This window comes from Pseudomonas sp. NPDC089743, from assembly GCF_044748785.1.
In the GTDB taxonomy this organism is placed as follows: domain Bacteria; phylum Pseudomonadota; class Gammaproteobacteria; order Pseudomonadales; family Pseudomonadaceae; genus Aquipseudomonas; species Aquipseudomonas putida_X.
Genome location: NZ_JBIVGS010000004.1, coordinates 298,859 through 324,273, shown reverse-complemented (window position 1 = coordinate 324,273; position 25,415 = coordinate 298,859). Strand labels below are relative to the sequence as shown.

Here is a 25,415-nt window from a genome sequence, read left to right as displayed (position 1 = left end):
CAAAAAGCCAGTTCACCCTTCGCCGCGAAAAGCCGAGCCGCTCGTTGCAAGCGTTGCAAGTGGCAGGGTCCAACCTGATGCCTGGCCGCCTGATGGCTTTAGGTTTAAAGTCAACTTCAAGGTCAACAGGCATTTCAGGGTGAGGCATGAGAATAGGCGAACTGGCGAAAATCAGTGGATTGAGTCCGTCACGCATCCGATTCTACGAGGCGAGGATTCACCACCGATGACGCGAAAAAGGTTGTTGAGCTGCTCAATGACCTGGGCGTCGACATGGTGGAGTTGTCGGGAGGCAGTTACGAAGTACCTGCCATGCAGGGGCACGCGCGCGATGGTCGCACCCTGGCTCGCGAAGCGTATTTCGTCGAGTTTGCCCGTGATCTCCAAACCGTCGCCAGAATGCCGGTGATGGTCACCGGCGGTATACGTCGCCGCCCGGTAGCTGAAAGCGTCGTGCAGAGCGGGGTGGACATGGTAGGCATGGGAACGGCGTTAGCCATCGATCCGCACCTGCCTCGTGCCTGGTTGCAGGGGAAAGACAACGCCCCTGAATTACCGCCGATCACCTGGAAAAACAAAGCCATCGCGGCCTTGGCGAACATGGCGGTAGTGAAGTTTCAATTGCGCAAACTAAGCCGGGGTAAAAAGCCCGACCCGAGCGTGTCGCCGCTGCGCGCGCTGATCCTGCAACAGCTCAACATGGCTTTTCGTACTCGCCAGCATCGTAAATGGAGTGAAAGGTCGGAGCATTACAACGGACTGAGAGACGCAAGATGACCCGTGCGCAGGGCCAATCTGGTCACAAGCTTTCCACTATCCCGTGTGGTACTTGTCCCAGAGCTTGTTCCGGAATCGATCGCCTGGGTCGACTTGTGCTTTGAGTGCGAGCAGACGCCGAGCGTTTGGGTAGGCACTTGAGAACTGTTCCTGCGTTGCATGCAGTTGATAGGGAAGGTAGTAGGTACCGCCAAGCAACAGCGCAGCGTCGATGAGTTCGCGTGTCCACACACCAACCTGCTCGCGATCATCTACCTCCACGCGCTGCCAATAATAAAGCACGAAGGAAAACACCTCTTCGCGTGCCCAGGACAGAAACGAGTCGGGGTCGGCTGGTGCGTGTCGAATGGATATATTGACGGCGTCAACGCGGTGCGCCTGGAGGATGGCGGCCATTTGTTTCACGAACGCTTTGAACTGTGCCACCGGCACAAAATACTCCTGCAATGCGTAGGTACCGTTCCGGGTTGCAATGGGGCCAAGCGAGGCGACATCCGCACTGGCCTCGTAGTTGCGCCGTACCACCGGTTGGTTGAAATAACGCAGTGGATCGATCACATCCTTGCGAAGCATTGGGCCGCCGGGAAGCTTGGTCACACTCCACATGACGGTCTGGTTGATTTTGTAAGACTGCCCCGGCGCAACCAGCCTTTCTGCGACCGTCAACGCTTTGTCCGAAGTGTGCCAAGTGACGGACGTGGCTGTGTCGAAAAAAGGGGGAGTCAAATCGGCGTTATGCAGGATGGCCTGTTCGTTGTTGCGCACTCGGTCATTGAAAAAACTCGGGTAATCAGCCGCTGGCATGCGCTGTATCTGACGTTCAATTGTGGTGTTGGGCACCAGGTCCAATTCGACCTCAGTGATCACCCCCATCGCGCCATAGCCACCGATAGCAGCGTAGAAGAGGTCGGAATTCGTGGTGCGGGACGCTTCTAATGCCGAACCGTCCGCAAGCACCAGTTGCAGAGAACGCACAGAGTTGATGACCGGGCCAGCGCCGACGTAGCGTCCATGAGCGTTGACCGAGAGCGATCCGCCGACGGTGAAATTGGCATAGCTCTGCATGATTTTTATCGAGAGGTCGTCTGGGTCGATGACCGACTGCAAGTCACGCCACCGCATCCCTGTATGCACGCGTATGACTCTGTTCTCAGGCGAGTATCGGATCACTTGGTCAAACTGCCGCATGTCGAGGTGCAGGCTGTCTTCGGTCGCAATTTGTCCCCCCATGCTATAACGGCCACCACCGATGCTGACTGGGCCTGACGACATAGCGAGCGCCCGCTGTATTTCGGCAGTGGTGCGGGGTGCGAACAGGCGATTGACCCAAATCGGATTGAGCATCGTCACATCGTTCACCAAGACGCCCGATGGTGCCGCCCATGACGACCAGGGCGCAAACACACTGACGGCAATCCCGGTCATGCCTGCCTGGAGTAGATGTCGCCGAGTGAGAGTAGGCGATGACGTTGAAACGGTATGCAGTTGTGTACTGTCGACCAATTAGGTTGCCTCGCCATGAACTGAAAATACCGGGCGTTTTCGGACTCCAAGCAGACTAGCTGAATTGACCGTACACCAGCGTATGGGCGTTACCAGCCCTTCGCCAAAGTTAGTTTTGCGTCCGGGCGGCGTGAAACCTGCGCAGCAGGTTGGCTGGTCAACTAACGACCTGGAAATCCCAAGCCTTCAGGCATGCGCTGTACCCGTGGGAGCCGCGCTTGCCGGCGATGGGCCGCGAAGCGGCCCCGGTTACAGATGTCCGCCATGGTCAGGCAGTTCAGCCCTTAGTGCATCATGCCCAGCTCGGCATCATCCATCAGTGCTTTGGCCAACGCACTCAGGTAGTGCGAGGCCCAGATCAGCTGTGGTTTACCGTCCATCAAGCCTTCGATGGTCAGGTCCCGCACATAGCCCATCAGCTCTGAAGCCTGTTCGCGGGCATTCTGGCAAGGGATGCCCGCTTCGATGCGAAACAATGGATGGGTCTGGTTTTCACCCTGGTAGAACGTGGTCTTACCGACAGTGACTTTGGTGTCATCTGGGGTCATTGCGTTGCCTCCCTGAAGGTTTAGGGCCTGGGCAAACGTCATGACGGACAACCCGCCTTTAGCTCAGCACCGGTCTCACGCAGCGCGCTGTGCGTACGGGCTTGCCGGCCACAGCGCCCGCCCAGGCAACACAGGCTTAACGGCCTAGTGCAGGGTGCGTGGTTCGGTCGGCATCTGCAGCTGGATCAGGGCTGATTCGAGCAGCACGCGTAGCGACTCGAGCTCATGCATCGAGGCCATCATCAGAACCGAGGCGGGCGTTCTGGGCTGTAGCGAAACAGCCTGCTGCGCCACGCTCTGCGCGCACAGGGCGAACTCCGCAGCCTGGATGATCGTGTCTTCGAGGGAGTGGTGGTTGTGGGGTGGATCGGGGACCATTTTGAGCATTGCATAGTACCTTCAATTAGGCGGTCACCTATCCGCTGTCAAACAGAAGGGTGGCAGCTGTACATGGGTTGACAGACCGGCGGACTATGCAAGTTCCGGCGCACGCAAGCGTGCCCGCACGTACAGCCGCCATTGAAGGCAAGCCGTATGCATAATACCGTCGCGGCCTGTCAAAGCCGATCGCTGAACAACAGCGACCCGCCGAGACTAGAATGCAGCCCAAGCGACCGCAACGGAAAAAGTGCGGCGGGAGTATGTTTGGGAAATGGACTACAAGGAAGAGGCAAAATCTGAGTTCTTGGCGTTTCCAGCGCTCAAGATGTGGGTGACGGAGTCTTGAAACACCACAGGTCATGGCTCAGCACTTTCACCCATGGCTGGAGGAGCGGCTCGGTGACGCTCGGTATCATCGATTCGAGCGCTTGGACGGTGACCTGCCAGTCGGTTGCGGGGATTGGCCTCATGAGCATTGTTGAGGCTGCTCAGTCGAAGCAATGAATGGGTTATAAGAATGGAATTAACGTGGCAACTGCGACACCGGCTTGAACCAAGAGCGTGACCGAGAGCCATTTGGGCTCCCGCCGGATAAACCAGTAAACCGCGTTGAATATCATTGAAATCACGTTGGTGAGCGCCAGGATCGCAAACGCAAGAATGCCCGAGATCTTGACGGGGGAAGTGGTTGGCGACTGAAGTACGTAAAGCGCCAGGATCGGGCCAAGGATCACTGTTGTGATCGAAAGGCCAGCCACCGTGCGGGTGAATTTCAAAGCCTCGTCGGGCGTCATTGCGTGGGATGTCCTTCTATGTCCGGGCTTGTGGCATCACTGCCAATGGGTACATTCTGCGGCGTCCACGTAAGGGTTCACAAGGACGTCCATGATTCCCATCGATATGCCGCTCATGTTGCTCGGCTACATGATCTACGTCTTTTCCGGGCTTGCACGCATCGCCCCCATCCAGTACTTGAGCGTTCCAAATGGAGGGTCACGTGCTTGCTTCGCCATGTTGCTCAACTGGCCGCGATCATGACCGACATTCGTCACCTCATGCGCAACGATCAGATGCTGCTGATCGTCAACGGCCGTTTGCACGTTATAGCCAACGGTGCCACTGCCCCGACCACCAACTGACATGGAGCGAGCATCGGGATCTGTGAGAGAGATTTGTTTGTCTGGGGTTTGAAGTAGCTGCGCTCAATGTCTTTGAGCTTCTGCATCTGCTGTTTCAGCGTTTCGATCTTCTCTTTCAGTTGCTCGGCCTTGGCCACAGCTACCTCCGGCATTGCCCGGTCCGCCGAATCCATCGCTGTCAGATAGCGCTCAATGCTCTGCTCGACTTGCTGCATACGGGCCTTCACCTTGGCCTGGGTGAAGTTACGGTCGCGATTGTTCACGGCTTTGAACTTGCTGCCGTCGATGGCAATGATTGAGTCAGAGAACAGGTTGAGGTTGCGACAGAGGATCACGAACTGACGGCAGACACTGCGAATGGCTTTACCGTTGTCCTTGCGAACGTCGGCGATGGTTTTGAAATCTGGAGCCAGACGCCCCGTAAGCCACATCAACTCGACATTGCGTTCAGCTTCACGCTCGAGCCGGCGGCTGGACTGAATGCGGTTTAGGTAGCCGTAGATGTAGATCTTCAGCAGGACCGCTGGATGGTAGGCCGGGCGACCTGTTGCTGCCGGATCGACGCCTGCGAAACCGAGCGCGCTCAGGTCGAGTTCATCGACAAAGACATCGACCACTCGCACTGGGTTTTCATCGGTGATGTAGTCATCCAGGCACTCTGGCAGCAATGTGACCTGCGTCCGAGCCTCACCTTCGATGAACCGCTTCATGATTGTCCCCGCCACGATCACGACGGTCAGAAGGTTAGACAACTGCGGGCGTTTTCACACAGCCTGGACCCATAGCTGCCGTTTGCTAGGGGCAGCTATGAGCCAAAACCGGACGCTCAAAGGTATCTGTGAATGCAGAGGCGATTCAATGTTCTTGTGAGGTTCAGAACGGGTTCAACGCTCCTTTACACGACTCGACAATCGAGGCCGCTTCGCGGCTCGTGGAATCACAGCTTGACCCAGGTCGCCTTTAGCTCGGTGTACTTCTCCAGTGCGTGCAGCGACTTGTCACGGCCATTGCCCGACTGCTTGAAGCCACCGAACGGTGCAGTCATGTCGCCGCCGTCGTACTGGTTGACCCAGACGCTGCCAGCGCGCACGGCACGGGCGGTCTTGTGGGCCTTGGAGATGTCCGAGGTCCAGATGCCAGCCGCCAGGCCGTATGGCGTGTCGTTGGCAATGGCGATGGCTTCTTCGGCGGTATCGAAGGCGATCACCGACAGCACTGGGCCGAAGATTTCTTCCTGGGCGATCTTCATGGCGTTGGTCACGCCGTCGAAGATGGTCGGCTCGACATAAGTGCCGCCCGTTTCTTCCAGGGTGCGCTTGCCACCGGCCAGCAACTTGGCGCCGTCCTTGTGGCCGGCGTCGATGTACGACAGCACGGTATTCATCTGCTGGGTGTCGACCAGCGCACCGACCGTGGTCTGTGGGTCCAACGGGTTGCCTGGTTTCCAGCCCTTGAGCGCTTCAACCACCATGGGCAGGAACTTGTCCTTGATCGAACGCTCGACCAGCAGGCGGGAACCGGCGGTGCAGACTTCGCCCTGGTTGAAGGCGATGGCACTGGCGGCAGCTTCGGCAGCGGCCTGCAGGTTCGGGGCGTCGGCGAAGACGATGTTCGGGCTCTTGCCGCCGGCCTCCAGCCAGACGCGCTTCATGTTCGACTCGCCAGCGTACACCATCAGCTGCTTGGCGATCTTGGTCGAGCCGGTGAACACCAGGGTATCGACGTCCATGTGCAGGGCCAGGGCCTTGCCGACGGTGTGGCCGTAGCCTGGGAGTACGTTCAGCACACCGGCCGGGATGCCGGCTTCGATGGCCAGTTGGGCGATGCGGATAGCGGTTAGCGGCGACTTCTCGGATGGCTTGAGTACCAGCGAGTTACCGGTGGCCAGGGCTGGAGCGATCTTCCAGCAGGCCATCAGCAGCGGGAAGTTCCACGGTACGATGGCACCGACCACACCCACTGGCTCGCGGGTAACCAGGCCTAGCTGGTCATGCGGGGTGGGGGCAACTTCGTCGTAGACCTTGTCGATGGCTTCGGCGGTCCAGTGGATGGCATTGGCCGCACCTGGCACGTCGATGCTGGAGGAGTCGCCGATCGGCTTGCCCATGTCCAGGGTTTCCAGCAGCGCCAGCTCTTCGACGTTCTTGCGCAGCAGGTCGGCGAAGCGGATCAGCTTGGCTTTGCGCTTGGCCGGAGCCAGCTGCGACCACACGCCGGAATCGAACGTTGCACGGGCGTTTTCCACCGCGCGGTTGGCATCGGCCAGGTCGCAGCTGGCAACCTTGGCCAGGAAGCGTCCGTCGACCGGGCTCAGGCAGTCGAAGGTTTCACCGGATGCGGCGTCGGTGTATTCGCCGTTGATGAAGGCACGGCCTTCGATCTTCAGCTGTTCGGCGCGGGTTTGCCAGGCCTGGAAGGTAAGGTTCATGCAGTGGCTCCTGTAGTGCTGCGACGTTCGGCGCGCTGCCGGCAGGCAGCGCCAAACGCCTGGAATATCGTCAGGTAATGCGGATGCTCCAGCACCCGCCATTCGGGATGAAACTGCACGCCGAGTGCAAAGTCCTGCGCCCAAGGCAGCGACACGGCTTCGATCAGGCCATCCTCGGCCAGTGCCTCGACCCGCAGGCCAGGCGCCAGCCGGTCGATGCCCTGGCCATGGATCGAGTTGACCTGGCAGCGGCGCGGCAGGCCAAGCCGCGCCAGCAGGCCGCCAGGCTCCACCAGCAGGGGCTGGCGCGCGGCGTATTGCACCGCCACCGGTTGCTCGGCGGGCTCGCGGTGGTCTTGGTAGGGCGCCACTTCATGCACGCACGCGTGCAGGGTGCCTCCGAGCGCCACATTGAGCTCCTGGAACCCTCGGCAGATCGCCAACAGCGGTACACCGGCGCTGAGCGCGGCGGGGATCAGCGCGAGGTTGCAGGCGTCGCGGGCCAGGTCGTGCAGAGTGCCTGCCGGGCTGGGTGCGCCCTGGTAATGCCAGGGCTCGATATTGGACGGCGAACCGGTCAGCAGCAGGCCGTCGACATGGGCGAGCAGGTCACTCGGCTCGAACAGGCCGGGCAGGGCCGGCAGCATCATCGGCAACGCGCCCGCGGCGTCGAACACTGCGCGCACGTACTTGTCGCCGACCATGTGAAACGGGTGCGCACCCAGCTGCCGCGTGCAGGCGCTGACCGCCACGAGGGGAAATTTGTGCATGTTTACCTCGATGATGAGCGCGCCTCAGCGCAGCTTCTCCAGCAGTCGGTAGTACCACATGCCTGCGGCCAGCAGCGGGTTGCCCAGTTGCTCGCCCAGCGGGACCTTGATGTGCTTGCACGTGGCGAAGGTGTCGAAACGGGCCAAGGTGCCGGTCAGGGCCTCGGCCATGATCTCGCCCATGATGTGGCTGGTGGCGATGCCATGGCCGGAGTAGCCCTGGCAGTACCAGACGTTGTCCGACAGCTTGCCCAGTTGCGGGATGCGGTTTACCACGATGCCCATGGCGCAGCTCCACTGGAACTCGATCGGCACGCCCTTGAGCGCCGGGAAGGTGCGTTCGATGCACGGCCGCAGTTCGCAGGCGATATCCCGTGAGTCATTGCCGGAGTAGTTGGCACCGCCGCCGAACAGCAGGCGTTTGTCGGCGGTGAGACGGTAGTAGTCGAGGACGAAGCGGCAGTCGTACACCGCCACGTCCTTCGGGTTGATCTGCTCGGCCAGCGCGCCGAGCGGCGCGGTAGTCACGATGCCGCCCATGGCCGGGAAGATCTTACCCTTGAGCTGGCGCGGTTCCAGCTTGTGATACACGTCGCCGGCCAGCAGCACCTGGCTTGCATAGATCCGACCCTGGGCGGTCACCACGGCAGGGCGTGGGCCGTGGATGATGTCCAGCACCTCTGAGTGCTCGAAGATCAGCGCGCCCAGTGAGTGCGCGGCGCGGGCTTCGCCAATGCACAGGTTGAGCGGGTGCAGGTGCAGGTTGCGGCTGTTGTGCAGGGCACCGCAGTACAGCGGGCTGTCCAGAAAGCCGCGCACCTCATTGCGGTCCAGCAGGCTCACCGCAGCCCCCATGCCGCGGCGCTGGGCCTCGTCATGGCTGGCCTGCAACTCGCGCATGTGCACAGGCTTCATCGCCGCGTGCAGGTGGCCGCGCTTGAGGTCGCAGTCGATGCCGTAGCGCGCCACTCGCTGCTCGATGATCTGGTGGCCGCGCCAGCGCAGGTGCCAGATGAAGTCGTCGACTTCGGCGCCCAGTTGCTTGTGCATCTGTTTGCGCATGGCCTCGTCGCCGGACAGGCTGCCGGTGACCTGGCCGCCGTTGCGCCCGCTGGCGCCCCAGCCGACCTTGTGGGTTTCCACCAGCGCGACTTTAAGCCCGCGCTCGGCCAACTCGACCGCCGTGGCGACGCCAGTGAAGCCACCGCCGATGATCGCCACATCGACGCTGACGCTGCCTTGCAGGGGCGGGTAGGCGGTGTCTTCGGCCAGGGTGGCGGTGTAGTAGGACGGTGGCCGCAGCGCTGCGGCCGGTTGCGCTATTTCATTCATGGCGTTGTTCTCCGGGGCGCGAAGGCAGGGGCGGGGCTCAGGCATTGGTCAGGTACCAGCGCCAGTCCTGCTCGCCCACTTCGGCCATGAACTGCCGGTACTCGGCTTGTTTTACCGCCAGGTAGACGCGCAAGAATTCGTGGCCGAATGCATCACGCGCCCAGCTGGACGCCTGCAATGCCTGCAGAGAACTCAACCAGTCGGTCGGCAGCAAGGTCTTGGCCTGGGCATAGCCGTTGCCTTCTACCGGTGCGCCGGGGTCAAGTTGCTGACGGATGCCGTGGTGTATGCCAGCGAGGATTGCCGCAGCGGCCAGGTAGGGGTTGGCATCGGCGCCGCAGATGCGGTGTTCGACATGCCGGGTGTGGGCTGGCCCGCCAGGCACGCGCAGGCTCACGGTGCGGTTGTCGACACCCCAGGTCGGCGCCAGTGGTGCATAGCTGTTGGCCTGGAAGCGGCGGTAGGCGTTGGCGTTTGGGCAGAACAGCAGCAGCGAGTCGAGCAGGCTGGCAAGCATGCCGCCGACCGCCTGGCGCAGCAGCGACGTGCCGGCCGGGTCGCTGCTTGCAAACAGGTTGTTGCCTTGGGCATCGGCGAGGCTTACGTGCATGTGCATGCCGGTGCCGGCCAGGTGATCGAACGGCTTGGCCATGAAACAAGCCTGCATGCCGTGGGCGTGCGCCACGCCCTTGACCAGGCGCTTGTAGCGCACGGCCTGGTCCATGGCCAGCAGTGCGTCACCATGCTCCAGGGTGATTTCCACCTGGCCGGGGGCATACTCGGAAATCGCCGTACGGGCCGGGATGCCCTGGGCCTTGCAGGCGGCGTACACGTCTTTGAGGAACGGCTCGATCTGTTCCAGCTCCCGCAGGCCATAGACCTGGGTCTGCCGCGGGCGTGCGCCGTCCTGGTCCAGAGCCGGTTGCGGGCGGCCCTGGGCGTCACGCTGCTGGTCGAGCAGGTAGAACTCCAGTTCGCAGGCCATCACGGGGTACAGGCCATCGGCTTGCAGTTGTTCGATGACGCGGATCAGCAACTGCCGTGGGTCGGCCACGGTGGCGGGCAACCCTTCGCTGGGGTGCATGGACACCTGCACTGCGGCCGTGGGGATCTGCCGCCAGGGCAGGCGTACCAGGCTCCCCTCCAGCGGGTAGGCCCGGCAGTCAATGTCGCCGACGTCCCAGACCAGCCCAGTGTTTTCGACATCTTCGCCCTGCAGCGACAGGCCGAGCATGGTGCTGGGCAGCGGGCGGCCGGTCTGGTACAGCGCCAGCAGCTCTTCGCGGTGTAGCAGCTTGCCGCGGGGGATGCCATTGGCGTCGAGGATGAACAGCTCGATCAGCTCGATATCGGGGTTGTCGGCGAGGAATGCCTGGGCGTGGGAGGGCGGGGCGAAGGTCATGGTGGTGAGCACCTGTTTTTTGTGGTTTGCGTAAAATCTACGGGGTGTAAATTACGCAATCAATACTTTTGTGTGAAAATAATTGCGCAATGCGTTATTTCCGCCCGGTTATTCGCAGAAGCGCCCGTGCCTACAGGTAGGCCGGAGAATCTGCTAGCCTGTGCCCCGCCACCCGATCCACCATGGAAGCGCTGAACATGTCTATTTCCACCCTCGACCCACTGGACTTCGAGATCGTCCGCGAACTGCAGGAGGACGGGCGACGCGCCTTCCGGGAGGTCGCGCGTAACCTGTCGGTGCCGGAGGCGACCATCCGCACCCGGGTCAAGCGCCTGCAGGACCAGGGCATCCTGCAGATCCTGGCGTTCACCAACCCCTCCAAGCTCGGCCACGCCAAGCTGGCGCTGCTGTTCGTCAATGTGGCGCCGCAGGACCACGACCGCGTAGCCGATACCCTCAGCCGCTGGACCGAAGTGAGCTACCTGTCCACCACCATGGGTACGGCGGATATCTGTGTGCAGGTGCTGTGCCGCGATGACGAGAGCCTGTGGAACCTGCAGCAGAAAGTGCGCAGCCTGCCGGGCATTCGCGATGTGCGGACCTTGCAGGAGGTGAAGGTGCACAAGATCCGCTTTACCTTGCCGCCGGCGGAGACGGAGGGCTGAAATGCGTGCTGCGCGGCCCAGCCGGGGCTGCGCAATAATTGGCTGAAGTTCCTGCGCAATGCGTGAACTGTTGCACCATCCCCGATCTGCCCCCGTGATCCCTTCGCTTGCCTTCTCCGTCGAGACCGCCTTCCTAGAGCCGTTCTGCTGCGTCTGCACGGCTTTCGCGCAACGCGCACCTATTTTGCACATTGCGTAAAAAAATTCTTTTTATGTTGCGCAATGCGCATTGTTATGAAATAAAAATATACACATGCGCAGAATCGTGACGTAACATCTGCTCATCGAGACCCATAAAAAAAACAGAGGGCGATACGATGCAACAGGCCATTGCAGGCACCGCGCCAACGGCGCAGTTGGTCAAATCCATCCGCTGGTGGGACGGGGTAGCGATCACCCTGAGCTTGCCCGCAGCGTTGTTCGTCGGCCTGGGTTATTCGATCGGGGCCATCGGCGCCTGGGCGGCCATGGCCTTATGGGCACTGATTGCCGCCGTGGCGGTGCTGCACAACTGGCTTTATTCGGAAATGGGCGCGATGTTCGCCGACAAGTCCGGTGGCATCGCCTTGTACGCCAACGAAGCCTGGTCACGGCGCATGCCATGCCTGGGCCCGCTGGCTACTTATGCCTACTGGTTCGCCTGGGCCACCGCGCCGGCGATCTGGGGGTTGGCGGTGGCGCAGATCCTCTCCGAACAGTTCTGGCCCGAAGTCACCGCGCATTACGACCTGGGGCCTGTGCAACTGGGCCTGCCGCAGGCCATCGCCCTGGCTGTGGCGCTGTTCAGCTGGGCGCTGAGCATGGTCCAGCTGCGCTTTACCATGGTCATCCTCACCGTCGCCGGCGTGCTGCTGATGGTGCCGGTGCTGGTGTTCGGCACCAGCTTCATGACCAGTCCGGTTTGGAGCACGGCCAGCTTCACCTGGCACACCGGTGAAGGCCTGCACGGCCTGCGCACAGTGCTGGCCTGGCTGTTCATCATGGCCTGGTCGGCGTATGCGGTAGAGGCTGCGGCGTCTTTCATCCCTGAGTTCCGCGATACCGTAAGCGATACCCGCAAGGCACTGCGCATTGCAGCGCTGATCCTGCTGCTGGTGTTCACCCTGGCGCCACTGGGCCTGACCGGCCTGCTCGGCGAGCAACTGATGGCCGAGCGGCCTTATGGCTTTTTGCAGGCGGCCGCCGAGGTACTGCTGGGCGGTGGTGCAACGCTGGTCACTCTGGTGTTGATCGCCGGCATTCTGGTGCTCTCCGTGATGGGGACCGCCGATGCCGGCCGCGCCTTGTATCAAAGCGCCCGTGACGGTTTGACCGTGCGCCAGTTCGGCGAACTGAACCGCGCCGGCGTCCCGGCCCGGGCGGTCACCGTGCAACTGTTCATCAATGTCGCCCTGGTGCTGCTGGTCGGCAACCCGCTGGCGGTGATCGTCGCCGGCAATATCGGCTACATCCTTGCGCACTGCCTGGCGGTTGCCGGTTACGTGGTGCTGCGCCTCGACCGCCCGGAGCAGGCGCGGCCGATTCGCCTGGGGCGTGGCTGGGTGTGGGTGGCCATGGCCCTGGCAGCTTTCGACGGGCTGATCTTGCTGGTCGGCGTGACCAGCGCCTCGATCACCGGCTACGGCGGCCTCAAGGAGGTGCTGATCGCCGTCGCGGTGCTGGCCGTCTCCCAGGCCCTTTACCGCCTGCGCCGGTTGCAAGACCGCAAGGCCGACGCGTGCGCGAGCCCGCGCTGACGCACTACCCCCGACTTCGCTGACAAACCCCGTAAGAGGAGTGCACCTGATGCGTGCAGATGACTCCGGCCGCCTGTGCTGGCCGAAAAAAAGCCCTGTGGCCGTTTCCCTGACCTTCGATGTCGACGCCGAGGCCGGTTTGCTGGGCGACAGCCCAAGCTTCGCCCGCCGCCTGACCAGCCTGTCGGAAGGGCGCTTCGGCGTAACCCGCGGCGTGCCGCGCATTCTCGAACTGCTGCGCCGGCACAAGATTGCCGCGACGTTTTTCGTGCCGGGCTACACGGCCGAGCAGCACCCGCACCTGATCGAGCTGCTGCTCAAGGATGGCCACGAAATCGGCCACCACGGCCACATGCACCTGCGCAGCGACAAGGTCAGCGCCGAACAGCAGGCCGAGGAGATGGAACGGGGCCTGGCCGCACTGGCCAAGGCCGGTGCGCCGAAGCCCGCCGGTTATCGCTCGTCGTCCTGGGAGCTGACCCCGGAAACCTTCGAGCTGGTGCTGGCCAACGGCTTCGCCTACGACTCCAGCTGCATGGGCGACGACCGCCCGTACTACGAGCACTTCAATGGCGCCTCGCTCCTCGAACTGCCGGTGCACTGGTCGCTGGACGACTGGCCAATGTTCGGCTGGAGCATCGACAACGGCGGCAACTTCACCGCACCCCGGGTGCTGTTCGACAGCTGGCTGGCCGAGTATGAATCGGCGCGCCGCGATGGCCGCCATACCAGCTTCACCATGCACCCCGAGGTGATCGGCCGGGCCGCGCGCTTCGAGCAGCTCGAACGCCTGGTCGAGCGTATGGCCAGCGACGGCGATGTGTGGTTCGCCCGTCTCGATCAGGTGGCTGCCCAGGTCTCACCGCAACTGCAACAGGTACAACCATGAGCACGCTGTTCCGTTCCACCCAACTGCAACCGGCCGCGCGTGGCCGCGAGTTCGGCGAAGTGTTCGCCGCCAAGGTGCGCGCCACCGTAGCGGCCTATGAAGGCCTGTTCGCTCGGGTTGCCCAGACCCCGTTCGATCTGCAAGCCATGGGCACACGCTGCCTTGAACAGGTGGCCGCGTTCGCGCCGCCGCTGCATGTGGAAATGCTCGGCATCGCCGAAGGCGCCGGCATCGACCCGGCGCTGATCGGTGCGATCAATGCCCGCACCGAGGTGCTTGCCGTGCTGGGGGCGCAATTGCGCGGCGAGTGCTCCACGGTGGTCCAGGTCGACCCGTGGGGCGCGCCGGTCACCGCGCAGACCTGGGACTGGTACGCCGAGTTCGCCGAGCAGTGGCTGACCTGGGAGATCCCCCACGCCGATGGCCGCCTGACCACCACCGTTACCGAGTACGGCATCGTCGGCAAGCCCGGGGTCAACAACCGCGGCCTGGGTGTGCACTTCAATATCCTGCACCACGCCCACGATGGCGCAGGCATCGGCGTGCCGGTGCATGTGCTGTCGCGCTGGATCCTCGACAGCTGCAGCGACATCAACCAGGCCCTGCAGCTGTGCCAGCGTGCAGCGGTCTCCGCCTCCAGCTCGCTGACCCTGGTCGCTGCCGCCGAGCGCGCCAGTTGCGCGGTGTCGGTGGAAATCCACCCGGGTGGGCCAGGCCTGGTGTTCCCCGGTGCCGACGGCTTGCTGGTGCACACCAACCACTTTCTCTCCAGCCCCGCGCGCGGCTTCGACACCGAGCCCGGCAGCTTCCCGGACACGCTGGTGCGTTACGACCAGTTGCAGCGCCGCCTCGGCAACCGCCCAGGGCTTGGCGTCAACGACCTGCTGCAGGCCCTGAACAGCCACTTCGGTACCACCGGCGCGCTGTGCTGCCACCCAGACCCGGCACTGCCGGCAACGGGGCAGTACGCGACCCTGGCCAGCATCACCCTCGATGTGCTCAACGGCACTCTGCACGCATTGCCGGGGGGCCCATGCCGCCACCTGTAAACCATTGCCACCAAGGAAACCACGCCATGCTCCAACTCAAACGCCTCGACAACATGGACATCCTCACCAACAACGTGCAGCGCCTGGTGGACTTCTACCACGGCACCCTCGGCCTTGGGTTCTTCCTGCCCTACGTCGCCGAAGAACGCTGGGCCGCCATCGAGATGGGCAACGTCACCCTGTACCTGTTCCACACCACCAACCCGGCACCGGTCGAGCGCCGCACGGCGGTGAACCTGGAAGACAAGCCGGGTTTCGACTCCTTCGCCTTTGAGGTGGAAAACCTCGATGAAGCCATCGCCTACCTGGACGGCAAAGTCGAGTGGGTAACGCCGGCCCCTATCGAATGGCAGCACCCCAACGGTACCCACTACCGCTACCGGCCGATGTTCGACCCGGACGGCAACATGTTCTACGTCACCGAACCCCACAAGACCGTCTGAGCCGGGAGCCGAAACATGTCCATTACCCACAAAAAATCTGCCCGCCTGGCCCCGGCGTCGGTACTGGCGCTGGCCCCCGAAGCGCGCTCGCTCGATGGCCGTGTGGCGCTGGTCACCGGTGCCGGCCGTGGCGCCGGCCGTGCCCATGCCCGGCTGTTGGCGCGCCGCGGCGCCGCGGTGGCGGTGGTCGATATCGATGAAGACGTGGCCCGCGCCACCGCCGCCGAGATTGCCGAGGAGGGTGGCCGCGCCATTGCCCTGGCCTGCGACATCACCGAACGGGCGCTGGCCGAACACTGCGTGGTGCAGGTCGTCGAGCAGCTGGGTGGCCTCGACATCCTGGTGCACAACGCTGGGCTGATCTACTCCATGACCGGCCTGGAAGCCACCGACGATGGCAATTTCGACCGGCTGCTGGCGATCAACGTCAACGCGCCGCTGTACCTCACCCGTGCAGCCCTGGCACACCTGCGTCGCAGCCCGGCGCCGCGGGTGATCTTCATCAACTCGCAGTGGGGCCAAGTGCCCGACGGCCACTCCTACGGCTACATGGTCAGCAAGTCGGCGCAGCTGGGGCTGATGAAGACCCTGGCCAAGGAGTTCGTCGGCGAGGGCATCCTGGTCAACGCCATTACCCCCGGCGCGATCCTGACGCGCATGGTGCCCGAGGAGTACATCGAGGCCGAGCAGGCCGCCATCCCGCTTGGCCGATTGGTACACCCCGAAGAAATCGCTGCGGTGGTGGCGTTCCTCGCCTCGGACGAAGCGGCGTTCATCACCGGCCAGGCCATCCCCGTCAACGGTGGGGCCCTGGTAGTCGGCATCTGACAACAAGAACACCCTGTGAGGACTATTCCATGACGACTCAAGCAACCCAGCGCCAACGCGCCGAACAGGCCATGCGCCGCCAGTGGTTCCCGGTGGCCCGATCGACCGACCTCGGCACCCCGCAATCGGCCACGTTACTGGGCGAAAAACTGGTGGTGTGGCGCACCGCCTCCGGCCAGGCGGTGGTCCAGGAGGCGCGCTGCCCGCACCGCGGCGCCGACCTGTCGCTGGGCGAAGTTCACGGCGAGAGCCTTGGCTGCCCGTACCACGGTTGGCGCTTTGCTGCCGAGGGCGGCAAGTGCAGCCATGTGCCGTCGCTGGAAGACCAGTGCAAGATTCCCCAGGCCGCGGCCGTGCGCACCTTCGCCTGCCAGGAGCGTTATGGGCATGTGTGGACGGCCCTGGAGGAGCCGCTGTTCGAGCTGTACGACCTGGCCGAGTGGCGTGAGCTGGACCTCGAATGGCTAGCGGCCGAACCGCTGGACTCGCCCACCGGCGTGGCGGTGGCGGTGGAGAACTTCGGCGATGTCGCACACTTTTCTTACATTCATCGCGGCATGATGGGCCACGTCAACCCGGTGGTCGAACCGCTCAACGTGCGCCGCGAAGGCCTCGACATCTGGATGGACCGGCCGCTGCAGGCCTGTGAGGGCGAGTGGGCCAACGACGGCGATTGCATGATGAACTACCACATCGTCGCCCCGGGCCTGGTGGCCATCACCTACGACTACGAACGCCTGGGCAAGCGCGTGGTGGCCGGCTTCCCGTGCCCGGTGGCCTATGACCATGTGAAGATCTTCTGGGGCGTGGCCAATGATCGCAACTACACAGGTGGCGACCTGCAGGAGTGCCTGCGCGTCGAGGAACTGCTGTACCTCGAAGACCTGCCCGTGGCCGCGACCATCACCCCGGCGGAAATCGATTGGGACGCCAAGCAGGTCGAGCATTCGGTGCCTTCGGACCTGTATACCCTGAATTACCGCCGTGCCTTCCGCGAGTTCATCGAACGCGGCCAGCACGTGCCGGTGCGCCTGGTCGACGAACCGAGGGCGTTGCCGTGAGTGCCTTGGGCGAGACGCTGGCGGTGCAGGTAGCCGGGCTGCGGTTGGAAGCCGAGGGCGTGATCTCGCTGGAGCTGCGTGCCCTTGACGATACCGTGTTGCCGGCGTGGGCCCCGGGCGCGCACATCGACCTGCTGTTGCCCTCGGGGCTGGTGCGTCAGTACTCGTTGTGCGGTGACCCGCAGCAGCGTCGCAGCTGGCGCATCGCCGTGCTCCTGGAGGCCAATGGCCGGGGCGGTTCGCGTGAGGTGCATGGTGCCTTGCGCCTGGGCCAGCAACTGGCGATACGCGGGCCGCGCAACGCCTTCAGGATGCAGGAAGGTGAAGCCTATCTGTTTGTCGCTGGCGGCATCGGGGTTACCCCCATCATGGCCATGGCGCAGGCCGCCCAGCGCGCGGGTGTCGATTGGCAAATGCTCTATGGCGGTCGTTCGCGCCACTCGATGGCCTTCATTGACGAGCTGCAGGCCATGGGCGGGGGGCGTGTCGAAGTCGTGCCGATGGACGAGGTCGGCCTGCTCGACCTGGACGCCGTGGTGGCCGCTGCACGGGCTGGGCGTCAGGTTTACAGCTGTGGGCCGGCAGGGCTGCTGGATGCCCTGACAGCGCGTTTTGCCGAGGCAGGGTTGCTGGAGCGCCTGCACCTGGAGCGCTTCGCCCCGGTGCAGGCGCCGGTGGAGCAGGGCGGTGAAGCGTTGACGATCATTCTTGCCCGCAGCGGCACTCAACTGCAGGTGCCGCCCGGTTGCACGATCATGGCGGCGCTGCGGGCGGCGGGGCACGAAGTGGCGTCATCCTGCGAACAGGGTGTGTGCGGCATGTGCGAGACGCGAGTGCTGGATGGCGTGCCGGATCATCGCGACATGCTGCTCAGTGAAAGCGAGCGGGCGCAGGGGAACGTGATGATGCTGTGCGTTTCTCGGGCTTTGACGCCGACCCTCACGCTCGACCTGTAGTCACTAGCCTGTTCAGCCGTACAGAGTAGCGCCTGCCCAGTGCACTCCAGGGTAGGCGCTCTATGTGTATACCATCCAATTGTTCAACAACGACACAAGTATTGCCAGGCAACGTAATACATCTGCCTGCTCCCTTGAGCAGTCGCTTCGACTGGCAGAAGCTTGTCGTGAGCGTCCGCTTAGGGTCCAGGCTGTGTGAAAACTCGCGGAATGCGTTGAAGGTCGTGGCTATCTAGGGGCGCTTGCAAAACTGGCAGGAAATTGCCTGGATTAGCTCAGTTGGCCTCGCAAGGGTGCATCTGGCCGGTATGAGTCCTTCGTGGAGACTTTGGGGCCCCTAACTGGCGGCTCAGTAGGCCATTTCACCTTTTGAGCGCTTCGAGCAGCCCCCTGATGCCCAAGATGCTCATCATTCGCTTGAGGTTGTAAGCGAGCACATGGAGGCTCATTTCAGTACTGACCCTTGGCAGGGTCCTGGTCAGGAAGTGGGTCGCCCCCATCCAGTACTTGAGCGTTCCAAATGGATGCTCAACGGTTTGACGGCGCACCTTCATTTTCCCAGGATCGTGCTCCAGTTGAACCTGCATCGAGTCGAGGGTCGCTTCATGTTCCCAGCGTTTCAACCGCCGCTCCTTGCCCGTCGTACATTGCTTGTGCATCGCGCAGGACTGGCAGCCCGAGAACCAATAAACGTGCATCAGCATCCCGTCTTCCCAAGTTGAGTAACGCTTGGTCAGTAATTGCTCCGCAGGGCATCGATACTCATCCGATGCCGAGACGTACAGGAAATCCTGCTTGCCAAATCGACCTTCGGCTTTGCTGCTAGAGGTCAGTGGTTTCGGTACGAAGGGCGAGATTCCAGCTTGCTCACATGCAACGATTTCCGTGCCTGTGTAGTAGCCCCGGTCGGCAACGACATTCAGCGATTCAGTACCGATTTGATCACGCGCTTGCTTCGCCATGTTGCTCAACTGGCCGCGATCATGACCGACATTCGTCACCTCATGTGCAACGATCAGATGGTGCTGATCGTCAACGGCCGTCTGCACGTTATAGCCAACGGTGCCACTGCCCCGACCACCAACTGACATGGAGCGAGCATCGGGATCTGTGAGAGAAATTTGTTTGTCTGGGGTTTGAAGTAGCTGCGTTTCAATGTCTTTGAGCTTCTGCATCTGCTGTTTCAGCGTTTCGATCTTCTCTTTCAGTCGCTCGGCCTTGGCCACAGCCACCTCCGGGATTGCCCGGTCCGCCGAATCCATCGCTGTCAGATAGCGCTCAATGCTCTGCTCGACTTGCTGCATACGGGCCTTCACCTTGGCCTGGGTGAAGTTACGGTCGCGATTGTTCACGGCTTTGAACTTGCTCCCGTCGATGGCAATGATTGAGTCAGAGAACAGGTTGAGGTTGCGACAGAGGATCACGAACTGACGGCAGACACTGCGAATGGCTTTACCGTTGTCCTTGCGAAAGTCGGCGATGGTTTTGAAATCCGGAGCCAGACGCCCCGTAAGCCACATCAACTCGACATTGCGTTCAGCTTCACGCTCGAGCCGGCGGCTGGACTGAATGCGGTTTAGGTAGCCGTAGATGTAGATCTTCAGCAGGACCGCTGGATGGTAGGCCGGGCGACCTGTTGCTGCCGGATCGACGCCTGCGAAACCGAGCGCGCTCAGGTTGAGTTCATCGACAAAGACATCGACCACTCGCACTGGGTTTTCATCGGTGATGTAGTCATCCAGGCATTCTGGCAGCAATGTGACCTGCGTCCGAGCCTCACCTTCGATGAACCGCTTCATGATTGCCCCCGCCACGATCACGACGGTCAGAAGGTTAGACAACTGCGGGCGTTCTCACACAGCCTGGACCCATAGCAGACCTCCGGTTTTCTGAGGTTCCACTGAGCTTTACTGCCCCTGTATTCTCACCACGTTCATATCGGGCTCATAGCGGTCCTGGAAGATAATCATGGAAGAAGGGAAGAGCAATGGCTGCTGAATATAACTGGGTACTGGTCCTCGGGGCTGTGCTGAGCCTCATGGCGGCAACGCTGCATGTGGTCGCTATCATTATGGGGCCCTCGGGTTATCGGCTGTTTGGCGCCGGCGAGCGTTTCGTCCGCGCTGCCGAAAAAGGCAAAATTCATCCGCCTCTCATCACGCTGGGCATCGCACTGGTTCTCGTCTCTTGGGCTGCCTATGCACTCTCCGGTGCTGGGATAATCAGGCCGCTGCCGCTGCTGCGTCCGACGCTCGTCGGGGTAACGCTCGTCTACTTGGTGCGGGGATTAATAGGGCCGTTTTTCCTGGCGGGTACGGGGCGCACGATACAGTTCATTGCGGTCAGTTCAGCGGTCTGTACCCTCTTTGGTCTCGTTCATCTCGTGGGAGTGATTCAGATTGGGGCCTGATGGCACAACGGATGGCTACCAGTTCTGGTATGGGGCTCTGGCCCAGTTCGCCTTTTACTTGATTGCGGATATGGATCGCTCAGGGGGCAGTCCACTACCACAAAACGCCGCTGCATTCACTGGCCGCTTCGGGTCGAAAGCTGCCGGTCGGGGTTGACTGTTTTCGACCCAAATCCGTCTTTCGCGAAGATCCGCTTGCGGCCAGAGCACGCTGCTTGAACCACATGCGCGCTCTAAGTCGAAACAACGTCATGCCTGGCTTGCTGACTGAAACAATCCGCGAACGACTTCCCTCAACCACCGGTTTCCACTGTCCTGATGATATCGGGCATGCCAATGCTGTTTGACTGTGAACCCTTCAACTTCGAACGGGCAATCATGGACCTGCAGCCCATGCATGTCGGCCAGTGTCCGGCCGATATGCCGCGGCAAGGTGGCGAGTAGATCGGTAGTCCCGATTATCATCCCTAAGCCGAGAAACGCCGGCAGCTCCAGCATGATTCGCCGTTCGATCCCGGCCCGCGCCAATCCCGCTTCCAGCAGCTTCTGCCCGGTGCCGAAACTGATCTGCACATGCCCCTCGGCCCGATACCGCTCCAGGCTCATGCCCTTGCCCAGGCGCGGATGCTGCGGGTTGCTCAGGCACACCCAGTCCTGCTCGAACAGCACCTGCTGATACATCCCCCCTCCCAGCCAGGGCACGAAGCCGATGGCCAGGTCCGCTTCGCCCGATTCCAGGGCACTCTCGGTATTGCCATCGATCCGCGCCGCCTCCAGGCGTATGCCCGGCGCATGCTTGCGCAAATGGTTGAGGATGCTGGGCAGCAAGGTGATGTGGCTGGCATCGCTGACACACAGGCGAAATCGCCGCTGCGCGGTGGCGGCGATGAACTGCGGCTCCCAGGCGGTCAGCCGCCGTAGCGATTCCAGCACCTCACGGCAGGGCCCTATCAGCTGGTCGGCGCGCGGGGTAGGGGCCATGCCGCCCGGCGTGCGCACGAACAGTGGGTCGTTCAATTGTTCGCGCAGGCGCGCCAGCCAGATGCTGATGGTCGGCTGGCTCTGCCCCAACTGCTCGGCGGCGCGGGTCACGCTGCGGCAGTGGTACAGCACGTCGAACAGTTGCAGCAGCTTGGGCTCGGGCAGGGCCTCCAGGGTCGTCATTATTAACAATCTCAATAGGCTTATTGAGGTCATTGTATAGCGCAAATAATCCCCGCTGCATAAGGTGATCGCAAATCACAGGAGGTCTGCGACGTGAAAATCTGCATTCTGGGTGCCGGTGCACTGGGTTGCGCCATCGGTGCGGCCCTGAGCGAGGCAGGGCATGAAACCTGGCTGTTGAACCGCGGCCGCGCGCACGTCGAGGCGATGAACCAGCAGGGCCTGCGGGTGCAGGACGAGCGGGGCGAGCGCTATGTACCGGTCAACGCGGCCATCGAAGCCGAGGACGTCGGCGTGACCGACCTGGTGGTGGTGTTGGTGAAGTCGTTTCACACCGCCGAGGCCATCGCCGGTGCCGCCGCGCTGATCGGGCCGCAGACGCTGGTGCTGTCGCTGCAGAACGGCCTTGGCCACGAGGACATCCTGGCCGAGGCGGTGGGCCGCGAGCGGGTGCTTGCTGGCAAGACCTATGTCGGCGGCGTGCTGCTCGCCCCGGGCTCGATCAGCGCCGGTGTCGTCGGTAAACAAACCTTCATTGGCGAGCTCGGCGGCCAGCTGACGCCGCGCGTGCAGGCCATCGCCGAAGCTTTCAACAACGCCGGGCTGGCCACCACGGTCAGTGACAACATCCTCGGCACCATGTGGGACAAGCTGCTGGTCAACGTCGCGACGGGCGCGTTGAGCGGCATCACCATGCTCAGCTATGGGCAGCTGTACAGCGAGCCGCTGCTGGAAAGCACCGCCAAGGCTGCCGTGGCCGAGGCCATCGCCGTTGCCGAACGGGCGGGCATTCGCCTGAGCCTGACCAGTCCCGAAGCGGCATGGACGCTGGCTGCCGAGGGCCTGCCGGCCAGCTTTCGTACCTCGATGCTGCAAAGCCTGGAAAAGGGCTCGATCACCGAAATCGATTTCATCAACGGCTCCGTCGTGCGCTGGGGCCAGCGCCATGGCGTTGCCACCCCCGTCAACGCGACCTTGGTGGCCTGTATCAAGGGCATCGAACGCGCGATGGCCGATCACCAGAAAAGGGACACTCCATGAGCCAGCCGAAAGCCTATCTCGAACACGTTGCCTTCTGGGTGCGGGACATTCAGTGGCATATCCGTTTTTTCAACGAAGTGTGCGGTATGACCATGCGGGAAGTGCAGGGCGACGTCGAGCAGCCGACGCAGTACTGGACGCTGGGCGGCCTGCAGTTCATTCACCAGCCTGACTTCGCCGGGCCGGAGGGTCGCATGGCGCACCTGGGCATCATGTGCGAGGACCTGGAAGCCGCCCTGGCCACAGCCCAGCGCTTCGGCGTCAGCGAAATGCCTCAGGGCCGCAACTGGCTGCGCCTGCCCGACGGTTTGGCGGTTGAGTTCATCCAGGCCTCGCCGGCCAAATGCGTCGCCCAGGCACTGGCCATCGACCCGCGTGCGGAGGTATCGGCATGAGCGTAGTGGAAAAATTCTGGGACGATGCCCGCGAAGGCGATGAATGCCTCAGCCCCACCTACACGGTAACTCGCGAGCGCATCCTGGCCTACGCCGACCTTACCGGCGACCACACCCCGGTCCATGTCGATGAGGCATACGCCAATGCCAGCCATTTCGGCTGCCTGGTCGCCCACGGCTTGTTCGGGTTGTCGATCGCCGACGGCCTGAAGACCCAATGCGAGTACCGCTTCGTGCCGGGCATGTCGCTGGGCTGGACCTGGGATTTCGTGCTGCCGATCAAGGTCAACGATGTGCTGCATGTACGCATGCGCGTGGGGGCGATGCGTCCCAGCAAAGGCCGCCCGGGCTGGGGCATCGTGGTCCTGCCGTCGGAACTGATCAACCAGAATGGCGAGGTCGTGCAGCGCGGCGAGCACCGCCTGATGGTGCCGAGGAGGGCAGACGCATGAGCCAGGCATTGCCATTGGCGGGTATCCGCGTCATCGACTACAGCCACTTCCTCGCCGGTCCTTATGTGGGGCGCTGCCTGGCCGCGCTGGGTGCCGAGGTGATCAAGGTCGAACGGCCGGGCAGCGGCGATGCCGGCCGCCAGCATGCGTTTACCCTGGATGACCAGCAGAGCGGCTACTTCCTGCAACTGAACATGGGCAAGCAGGGCGTCAGCGTCAATATGAAGGACCCGCGTGGCAAAGCCTTCATGCAACGCCTGACCGATTCGGCCGATGTGTTCATCGAAAACTACCGCCCCGGCGCTCTGGACAAGCTGGGCCTGGGTTACGCCGAGCTGTCGGCGCGCAACCCGGGTCTGGTGTACTGCTCGATTTCCGCCTACGGGCACACCGGGCCGGACGCCCACCGCGCCGGCTTCGGCCTGATCGCCGAGGCCAAGAGCGGGATCATGCAGATGGTTGGCGTGCCGGGTGAGGCGCCGCCGCTGCTGCGTATTTCCCTGGGCGACATGTACACCGGCATCCACGCGGTGGCGGCGATCAATGCCGCGCTGCTCGGCCGCGTGAACAGTGGCCGTGGCCAGCACATCGACATGGCCCTGTACGACACCCTGGTGTCGATGCACGAATACGCGGTGCAGTGCTACACGCTGTCCGGTGGCACGGTATTGCCCCAGCAGACTGGCCACGACATGCCCACCTCGACCCTTTACGGCGTGTTCCGCGCCGCCGACGGCGACCTGGTGATCGCCGCCCAGGTCGACGATGCCTGGCGGCGCTTCGCGGCCATGCTCGAAGCCAACGGCGGCCCGCCCGGGTTCGGCAGCGACCAGCGCTACCACAGCCTCAACGGCCGCAACGCCCACCGCGAGGCGATCCTGGCGGTGGTCCGCGACTGGGTCGGCGCGCGTCGGGTGGCTGAGATTCTGGCGTTGCTCGATGCCATCGACATCCCCAGTGCCAAGGTCCAGCGCATCGACGAAGTGCTGGCCGACCCGCAGATCCAGGCACGCAACATGGTCATCGAGCAGCAGCATCCACGCTACGGCACGCTGCGCCTGCCCAACCTGCCGTTCCGCTTTTCCGACTGCGATACCACGATCCACCAAGTCGCCCCGGACCTTGGCCAGCACAACGCCGAAGTGGCTGCCGGGCTTGGCTTCAGCCCTGAAGAAATCGCCGTCCTGCAGGCGGATGGTGTGCTGTTTACCCACGGAGATGCACGATGAGCGACCGCTACGCAGTGATCGGCCGGCCGATCAACCACACCAAATCCCCGTTGATTCATAGCCTGTTCGCCCAGGTCAGCAACCAGCAGATGGAATACGGGGCTATCGAAGGCTCGCTGGATGACTTCGAAGCTCAGGTGCTGCAGTTTCGTAGTGAAGGCGGGAAGGGCATGAACATCACCGCCCCGTTCAAGCTGCGTGCCTTCGAGCTGGCCAGCCGGCGCAGTGAGCGGGCGCAACTGGCACGGGCGGCCAATGCGCTGAAGTTCGAGGACGGCTGCATCATCGCCGAGAACTTCGATGGCATCGGTTTGCTGCGCGACATCGAGGAGAACCTTGGCGAGCCGCTGCGCAACCGCCGTGTGCTGCTGCTGGGCGCCGGCGGTGCGGTGCGCGGGGCGTTGCTGCCGTTCCTGCAGGCGGGGCCACGTGAGCTGGTGATCGCGAACCGTGACATGGCCAAGGCGCTGACGCTGCGTAACGAGCTCGATCACCCGCGTCTGCGCATCAGCCGCTACGAAGAGCTGGAAGGGCAATCGTTCGACATCGTGGTCAACGCCACCTCGGCGAGCCTGACCGCCGAGGTGCCGCCACTGCCGGCGGATGTGCTGGGCGAAGCGCGCCTGGCTTATGAGCTGGCCTATGGCAAAGGCCTCACGCCGTTCCTGCGCCTGGCGCGCGAGCAGGGCCAGGCGCGCCTGGCCGATGGCGTCGGCATGTTGGTGGAGCAGGCCGCCGAGGCGTTCGCCTGGTGGCGCGGGGTGCGGCCCGACACACGTGCGGTGATCGATCAGCTGACGATTCCCCTGGAGTAGGT

At 62.8% G+C, this 25,415-nt stretch carries 25 protein-coding genes and 3 pseudogenes; 17 read left to right on the top strand and 11 right to left on the bottom strand.

Annotated features, from left to right (window positions below):
• Positions 1–146: 146 nt before the first annotated feature.
• A pseudogene (locus tag ACIPZC_RS10645) lies at positions 147–212 on the top strand (MerR family DNA-binding transcriptional regulator); the annotation flags it as partial.
• A pseudogene (locus ACIPZC_RS10640) lies at positions 205–777 on the top strand (2,4-dienoyl-CoA reductase); the annotation flags it as partial. The pseudogenes ACIPZC_RS10645 and ACIPZC_RS10640, both read left to right, overlap by 8 nt.
• Positions 778–813: 36 nt before the next feature.
• Here the strand turns inward: ACIPZC_RS10640 and ACIPZC_RS10635 are convergent.
• From ACIPZC_RS10635 to ACIPZC_RS10620, 4 genes are all read right to left on the bottom strand, one after another.
• Positions 814–2,202, bottom strand: coding sequence for an FAD-binding oxidoreductase (locus ACIPZC_RS10635; protein WP_400626768.1), 1,389 nt, complete (start codon positions 2,200–2,202; stop codon positions 814–816).
• 362 nt (positions 2,203–2,564) lie between these two features.
• Positions 2,565–2,828: a DUF3077 domain-containing protein gene (locus tag ACIPZC_RS10630; RefSeq protein WP_241805282.1), complete on the bottom strand. Its 264-nt coding sequence runs from the start codon at positions 2,826–2,828 to the stop codon at positions 2,565–2,567.
• 144 nt (positions 2,829–2,972) lie between these two features.
• Positions 2,973–3,215: a hypothetical protein gene (locus tag ACIPZC_RS10625; RefSeq protein ID WP_400626766.1), complete on the bottom strand. Its 243-nt coding sequence runs from the start codon at positions 3,213–3,215 to the stop codon at positions 2,973–2,975.
• A 503-nt stretch (positions 3,216–3,718) separates the two neighbouring features.
• Positions 3,719–4,003: a hypothetical protein gene (locus tag ACIPZC_RS10620; protein WP_241805277.1), complete on the bottom strand. Its 285-nt coding sequence runs from the start codon at positions 4,001–4,003 to the stop codon at positions 3,719–3,721.
• A gap of 91 nt (positions 4,004–4,094) precedes the next feature.
• Between ACIPZC_RS10620 and ACIPZC_RS10615 the strand changes: the two genes are divergently transcribed.
• Positions 4,095–4,247 (top strand): hypothetical protein, encoded by a 153-nt coding sequence (locus tag ACIPZC_RS10615; RefSeq protein ID WP_400626872.1) that lies wholly within the window; start codon positions 4,095–4,097, stop codon positions 4,245–4,247.
• Here the strand turns inward: ACIPZC_RS10615 and ACIPZC_RS10610 are convergent.
• The 5 genes and pseudogenes from ACIPZC_RS10610 to ACIPZC_RS10590 all read right to left on the bottom strand — a co-directional run.
• Positions 4,202–5,058, bottom strand: a pseudogene (locus ACIPZC_RS10610) (IS1182 family transposase); the annotation flags it as partial. The gene ACIPZC_RS10615 and the pseudogene ACIPZC_RS10610 overlap by 46 nt on opposite strands.
• Before the next feature lie 227 nt (positions 5,059–5,285).
• Complete coding sequence (locus ACIPZC_RS10605; RefSeq protein WP_400626764.1) at positions 5,286–6,776, bottom strand: aldehyde dehydrogenase; 1,491 nt, start codon at positions 6,774–6,776, stop codon at positions 5,286–5,288.
• Positions 6,773–7,546: a gamma-glutamyl-gamma-aminobutyrate hydrolase family protein gene (locus ACIPZC_RS10600; RefSeq protein ID WP_400626762.1), complete on the bottom strand. Its 774-nt coding sequence runs from the start codon at positions 7,544–7,546 to the stop codon at positions 6,773–6,775. The genes ACIPZC_RS10605 and ACIPZC_RS10600 overlap by 4 nt, the downstream gene beginning before the upstream one ends.
• Positions 7,547–7,570: 24 nt before the next feature.
• Complete coding sequence (locus tag ACIPZC_RS10595) at positions 7,571–8,878, bottom strand: NAD(P)/FAD-dependent oxidoreductase (RefSeq protein WP_400626760.1); 1,308 nt, start codon at positions 8,876–8,878, stop codon at positions 7,571–7,573.
• 37 nt (positions 8,879–8,915) lie between these two features.
• Positions 8,916–10,280: a glutamine synthetase family protein gene (locus ACIPZC_RS10590; protein WP_400626758.1), complete on the bottom strand. Its 1,365-nt coding sequence runs from the start codon at positions 10,278–10,280 to the stop codon at positions 8,916–8,918.
• Positions 10,281–10,477: 197 nt separating this feature from the next.
• On the opposite strand from ACIPZC_RS10590, the gene ACIPZC_RS10585 reads away from it, so the two are divergent.
• From ACIPZC_RS10585 to ACIPZC_RS10550, 8 genes are all read left to right on the top strand, one after another.
• Entirely contained in the window at positions 10,478–10,945 is a 468-nt protein-coding gene (locus ACIPZC_RS10585) for an Lrp/AsnC family transcriptional regulator (protein WP_125924058.1), read from the top strand.
• Positions 10,946–11,262: 317 nt separating this feature from the next.
• A complete protein-coding gene (locus ACIPZC_RS10580; RefSeq protein ID WP_400626756.1) occupies positions 11,263–12,681 on the top strand; it encodes an APC family permease in 1,419 nt (472 codons plus the stop codon).
• A 49-nt stretch (positions 12,682–12,730) separates the two neighbouring features.
• Positions 12,731–13,570 (top strand): polysaccharide deacetylase, encoded by an 840-nt coding sequence (locus ACIPZC_RS10575; protein WP_400626754.1) that lies wholly within the window; start codon positions 12,731–12,733, stop codon positions 13,568–13,570.
• Positions 13,567–14,619: a C45 family autoproteolytic acyltransferase/hydolase gene (locus tag ACIPZC_RS10570; protein WP_400626752.1), complete on the top strand. Its 1,053-nt coding sequence runs from the start codon at positions 13,567–13,569 to the stop codon at positions 14,617–14,619. The genes ACIPZC_RS10575 and ACIPZC_RS10570 overlap by 4 nt, the downstream gene beginning before the upstream one ends.
• A 26-nt stretch (positions 14,620–14,645) precedes the next feature.
• Complete coding sequence (locus ACIPZC_RS10565; protein ID WP_400626750.1) at positions 14,646–15,062, top strand: VOC family protein; 417 nt, start codon at positions 14,646–14,648, stop codon at positions 15,060–15,062.
• A 15-nt stretch (positions 15,063–15,077) separates the two neighbouring features.
• Complete coding sequence (locus tag ACIPZC_RS10560) at positions 15,078–15,890, top strand: SDR family NAD(P)-dependent oxidoreductase (protein ID WP_400626748.1); 813 nt, start codon at positions 15,078–15,080, stop codon at positions 15,888–15,890.
• Positions 15,891–15,919: 29 nt separating this feature from the next.
• Positions 15,920–16,951: a Rieske 2Fe-2S domain-containing protein gene (locus tag ACIPZC_RS10555; RefSeq protein ID WP_400626746.1), complete on the top strand. Its 1,032-nt coding sequence runs from the start codon at positions 15,920–15,922 to the stop codon at positions 16,949–16,951.
• Positions 16,948–17,907: a PDR/VanB family oxidoreductase gene (locus ACIPZC_RS10550; RefSeq protein WP_400626744.1), complete on the top strand. Its 960-nt coding sequence runs from the start codon at positions 16,948–16,950 to the stop codon at positions 17,905–17,907. The genes ACIPZC_RS10555 and ACIPZC_RS10550 overlap by 4 nt, the downstream gene beginning before the upstream one ends.
• A gap of 362 nt (positions 17,908–18,269) precedes the next feature.
• Here the strand turns inward: ACIPZC_RS10550 and ACIPZC_RS10545 are convergent, their stop codons facing one another.
• A complete protein-coding gene (locus ACIPZC_RS10545) occupies positions 18,270–19,706 on the bottom strand; it encodes an IS1182 family transposase (RefSeq protein WP_400626742.1) in 1,437 nt (478 codons plus the stop codon).
• A gap of 188 nt (positions 19,707–19,894) precedes the next feature.
• On the opposite strand from ACIPZC_RS10545, the gene ACIPZC_RS10540 reads away from it, so the two are divergent.
• Positions 19,895–20,317 carry a hypothetical protein gene (locus ACIPZC_RS10540; protein ID WP_400626740.1) on the top strand — a complete coding sequence of 141 codons (423 nt, stop codon included), beginning with the start codon at positions 19,895–19,897 and terminating at the stop codon, positions 20,315–20,317.
• 249 nt (positions 20,318–20,566) lie between these two features.
• Here the strand turns inward: ACIPZC_RS10540 and ACIPZC_RS10535 are convergent, their stop codons facing one another.
• A complete protein-coding gene (locus tag ACIPZC_RS10535; RefSeq protein WP_241805268.1) occupies positions 20,567–21,481 on the bottom strand; it encodes a LysR family transcriptional regulator in 915 nt (304 codons plus the stop codon).
• Between the two features lie 93 nt (positions 21,482–21,574).
• Between ACIPZC_RS10535 and ACIPZC_RS10530 the strand changes: the two genes are divergently transcribed.
• The 5 genes from ACIPZC_RS10530 to aroE are packed head-to-tail and all read left to right on the top strand — an operon-like array spanning position 21,575 to position 25,413.
• A complete protein-coding gene (locus ACIPZC_RS10530; protein WP_400626738.1) occupies positions 21,575–22,522 on the top strand; it encodes a ketopantoate reductase family protein in 948 nt (315 codons plus the stop codon).
• Positions 22,519–22,917 carry a VOC family protein gene (locus ACIPZC_RS10525; RefSeq protein WP_400626736.1) on the top strand — a complete coding sequence of 133 codons (399 nt, stop codon included), beginning with the start codon at positions 22,519–22,521 and terminating at the stop codon, positions 22,915–22,917. The genes ACIPZC_RS10530 and ACIPZC_RS10525 overlap by 4 nt, the downstream gene beginning before the upstream one ends.
• The gene (locus ACIPZC_RS10520; RefSeq protein ID WP_400626734.1) at positions 22,914–23,369 is read left to right on the top strand and encodes a MaoC family dehydratase; all 456 of its coding nucleotides are present in this window, start codon (positions 22,914–22,916) and stop codon (positions 23,367–23,369) included. Before ACIPZC_RS10525 ends, ACIPZC_RS10520 begins: the two co-directional genes overlap by 4 nt.
• On the top strand, positions 23,366–24,598 hold the full coding sequence (locus ACIPZC_RS10515) for a CaiB/BaiF CoA-transferase family protein (protein ID WP_241805264.1): 1,233 nt from the start codon (positions 23,366–23,368) through the stop codon (positions 24,596–24,598). Before ACIPZC_RS10520 ends, ACIPZC_RS10515 begins: the two co-directional genes overlap by 4 nt.
• The gene (gene aroE, locus ACIPZC_RS10510; protein WP_400626732.1) at positions 24,595–25,413 is read left to right on the top strand and encodes a shikimate dehydrogenase; all 819 of its coding nucleotides are present in this window, start codon (positions 24,595–24,597) and stop codon (positions 25,411–25,413) included. Before ACIPZC_RS10515 ends, aroE begins: the two co-directional genes overlap by 4 nt.
• The last annotated feature ends 2 nt before the right edge of the window (positions 25,414–25,415 follow it).

Bases quoted from the DNA above. Each gene is read 5' to 3' on its own strand.
- ACIPZC_RS10635 (WP_400626768.1), bottom strand. From the start codon at position 2,202: ATGACCGGGATTGCCGTCAGTGTGTTTGCGCCCTGGTCGTCATGGGCG.
- ACIPZC_RS10630 (WP_241805282.1), bottom strand. From the start codon at position 2,828: ATGACCCCAGATGACACCAAAGTCACTGTCGGTAAGACCACGTTCTAC.
- ACIPZC_RS10625 (WP_400626766.1), bottom strand. From the start codon at position 3,215: ATGCTCAAAATGGTCCCCGATCCACCCCACAACCACCACTCCCTCGAA.
- ACIPZC_RS10620 (WP_241805277.1), bottom strand. From the start codon at position 4,003: ATGACGCCCGACGAGGCTTTGAAATTCACCCGCACGGTGGCTGGCCTT.
- ACIPZC_RS10615 (WP_400626872.1), top strand. From the start codon at position 4,095: ATGATTCCCATCGATATGCCGCTCATGTTGCTCGGCTACATGATCTAC.
- ACIPZC_RS10605 (WP_400626764.1), bottom strand. From the start codon at position 6,776: ATGAACCTTACCTTCCAGGCCTGGCAAACCCGCGCCGAACAGCTGAAG.
- ACIPZC_RS10600 (WP_400626762.1), bottom strand. From the start codon at position 7,546: ATGCACAAATTTCCCCTCGTGGCGGTCAGCGCCTGCACGCGGCAGCTG.
- ACIPZC_RS10595 (WP_400626760.1), bottom strand. From the start codon at position 8,878: ATGAATGAAATAGCGCAACCGGCCGCAGCGCTGCGGCCACCGTCCTAC.
- ACIPZC_RS10590 (WP_400626758.1), bottom strand. From the start codon at position 10,280: ATGACCTTCGCCCCGCCCTCCCACGCCCAGGCATTCCTCGCCGACAAC.
- ACIPZC_RS10585 (WP_125924058.1), top strand. From the start codon at position 10,478: ATGTCTATTTCCACCCTCGACCCACTGGACTTCGAGATCGTCCGCGAA.
- ACIPZC_RS10580 (WP_400626756.1), top strand. From the start codon at position 11,263: ATGCAACAGGCCATTGCAGGCACCGCGCCAACGGCGCAGTTGGTCAAA.
- ACIPZC_RS10575 (WP_400626754.1), top strand. From the start codon at position 12,731: ATGCGTGCAGATGACTCCGGCCGCCTGTGCTGGCCGAAAAAAAGCCCT.
- ACIPZC_RS10570 (WP_400626752.1), top strand. From the start codon at position 13,567: ATGAGCACGCTGTTCCGTTCCACCCAACTGCAACCGGCCGCGCGTGGC.
- ACIPZC_RS10565 (WP_400626750.1), top strand. From the start codon at position 14,646: ATGCTCCAACTCAAACGCCTCGACAACATGGACATCCTCACCAACAAC.
- ACIPZC_RS10560 (WP_400626748.1), top strand. From the start codon at position 15,078: ATGTCCATTACCCACAAAAAATCTGCCCGCCTGGCCCCGGCGTCGGTA.
- ACIPZC_RS10555 (WP_400626746.1), top strand. From the start codon at position 15,920: ATGACGACTCAAGCAACCCAGCGCCAACGCGCCGAACAGGCCATGCGC.
- ACIPZC_RS10545 (WP_400626742.1), bottom strand. From the start codon at position 19,706: ATGAAGCGGTTCATCGAAGGTGAGGCTCGGACGCAGGTCACATTGCTG.
- ACIPZC_RS10540 (WP_400626740.1), top strand. From the start codon at position 19,895: ATGGCTGCTGAATATAACTGGGTACTGGTCCTCGGGGCTGTGCTGAGC.
- ACIPZC_RS10535 (WP_241805268.1), bottom strand. From the start codon at position 21,481: ATGACGACCCTGGAGGCCCTGCCCGAGCCCAAGCTGCTGCAACTGTTC.
- ACIPZC_RS10525 (WP_400626736.1), top strand. From the start codon at position 22,519: ATGAGCCAGCCGAAAGCCTATCTCGAACACGTTGCCTTCTGGGTGCGG.
- ACIPZC_RS10520 (WP_400626734.1), top strand. From the start codon at position 22,914: ATGAGCGTAGTGGAAAAATTCTGGGACGATGCCCGCGAAGGCGATGAA.
- ACIPZC_RS10515 (WP_241805264.1), top strand. From the start codon at position 23,366: ATGAGCCAGGCATTGCCATTGGCGGGTATCCGCGTCATCGACTACAGC.
- aroE (WP_400626732.1), top strand. From the start codon at position 24,595: ATGAGCGACCGCTACGCAGTGATCGGCCGGCCGATCAACCACACCAAA.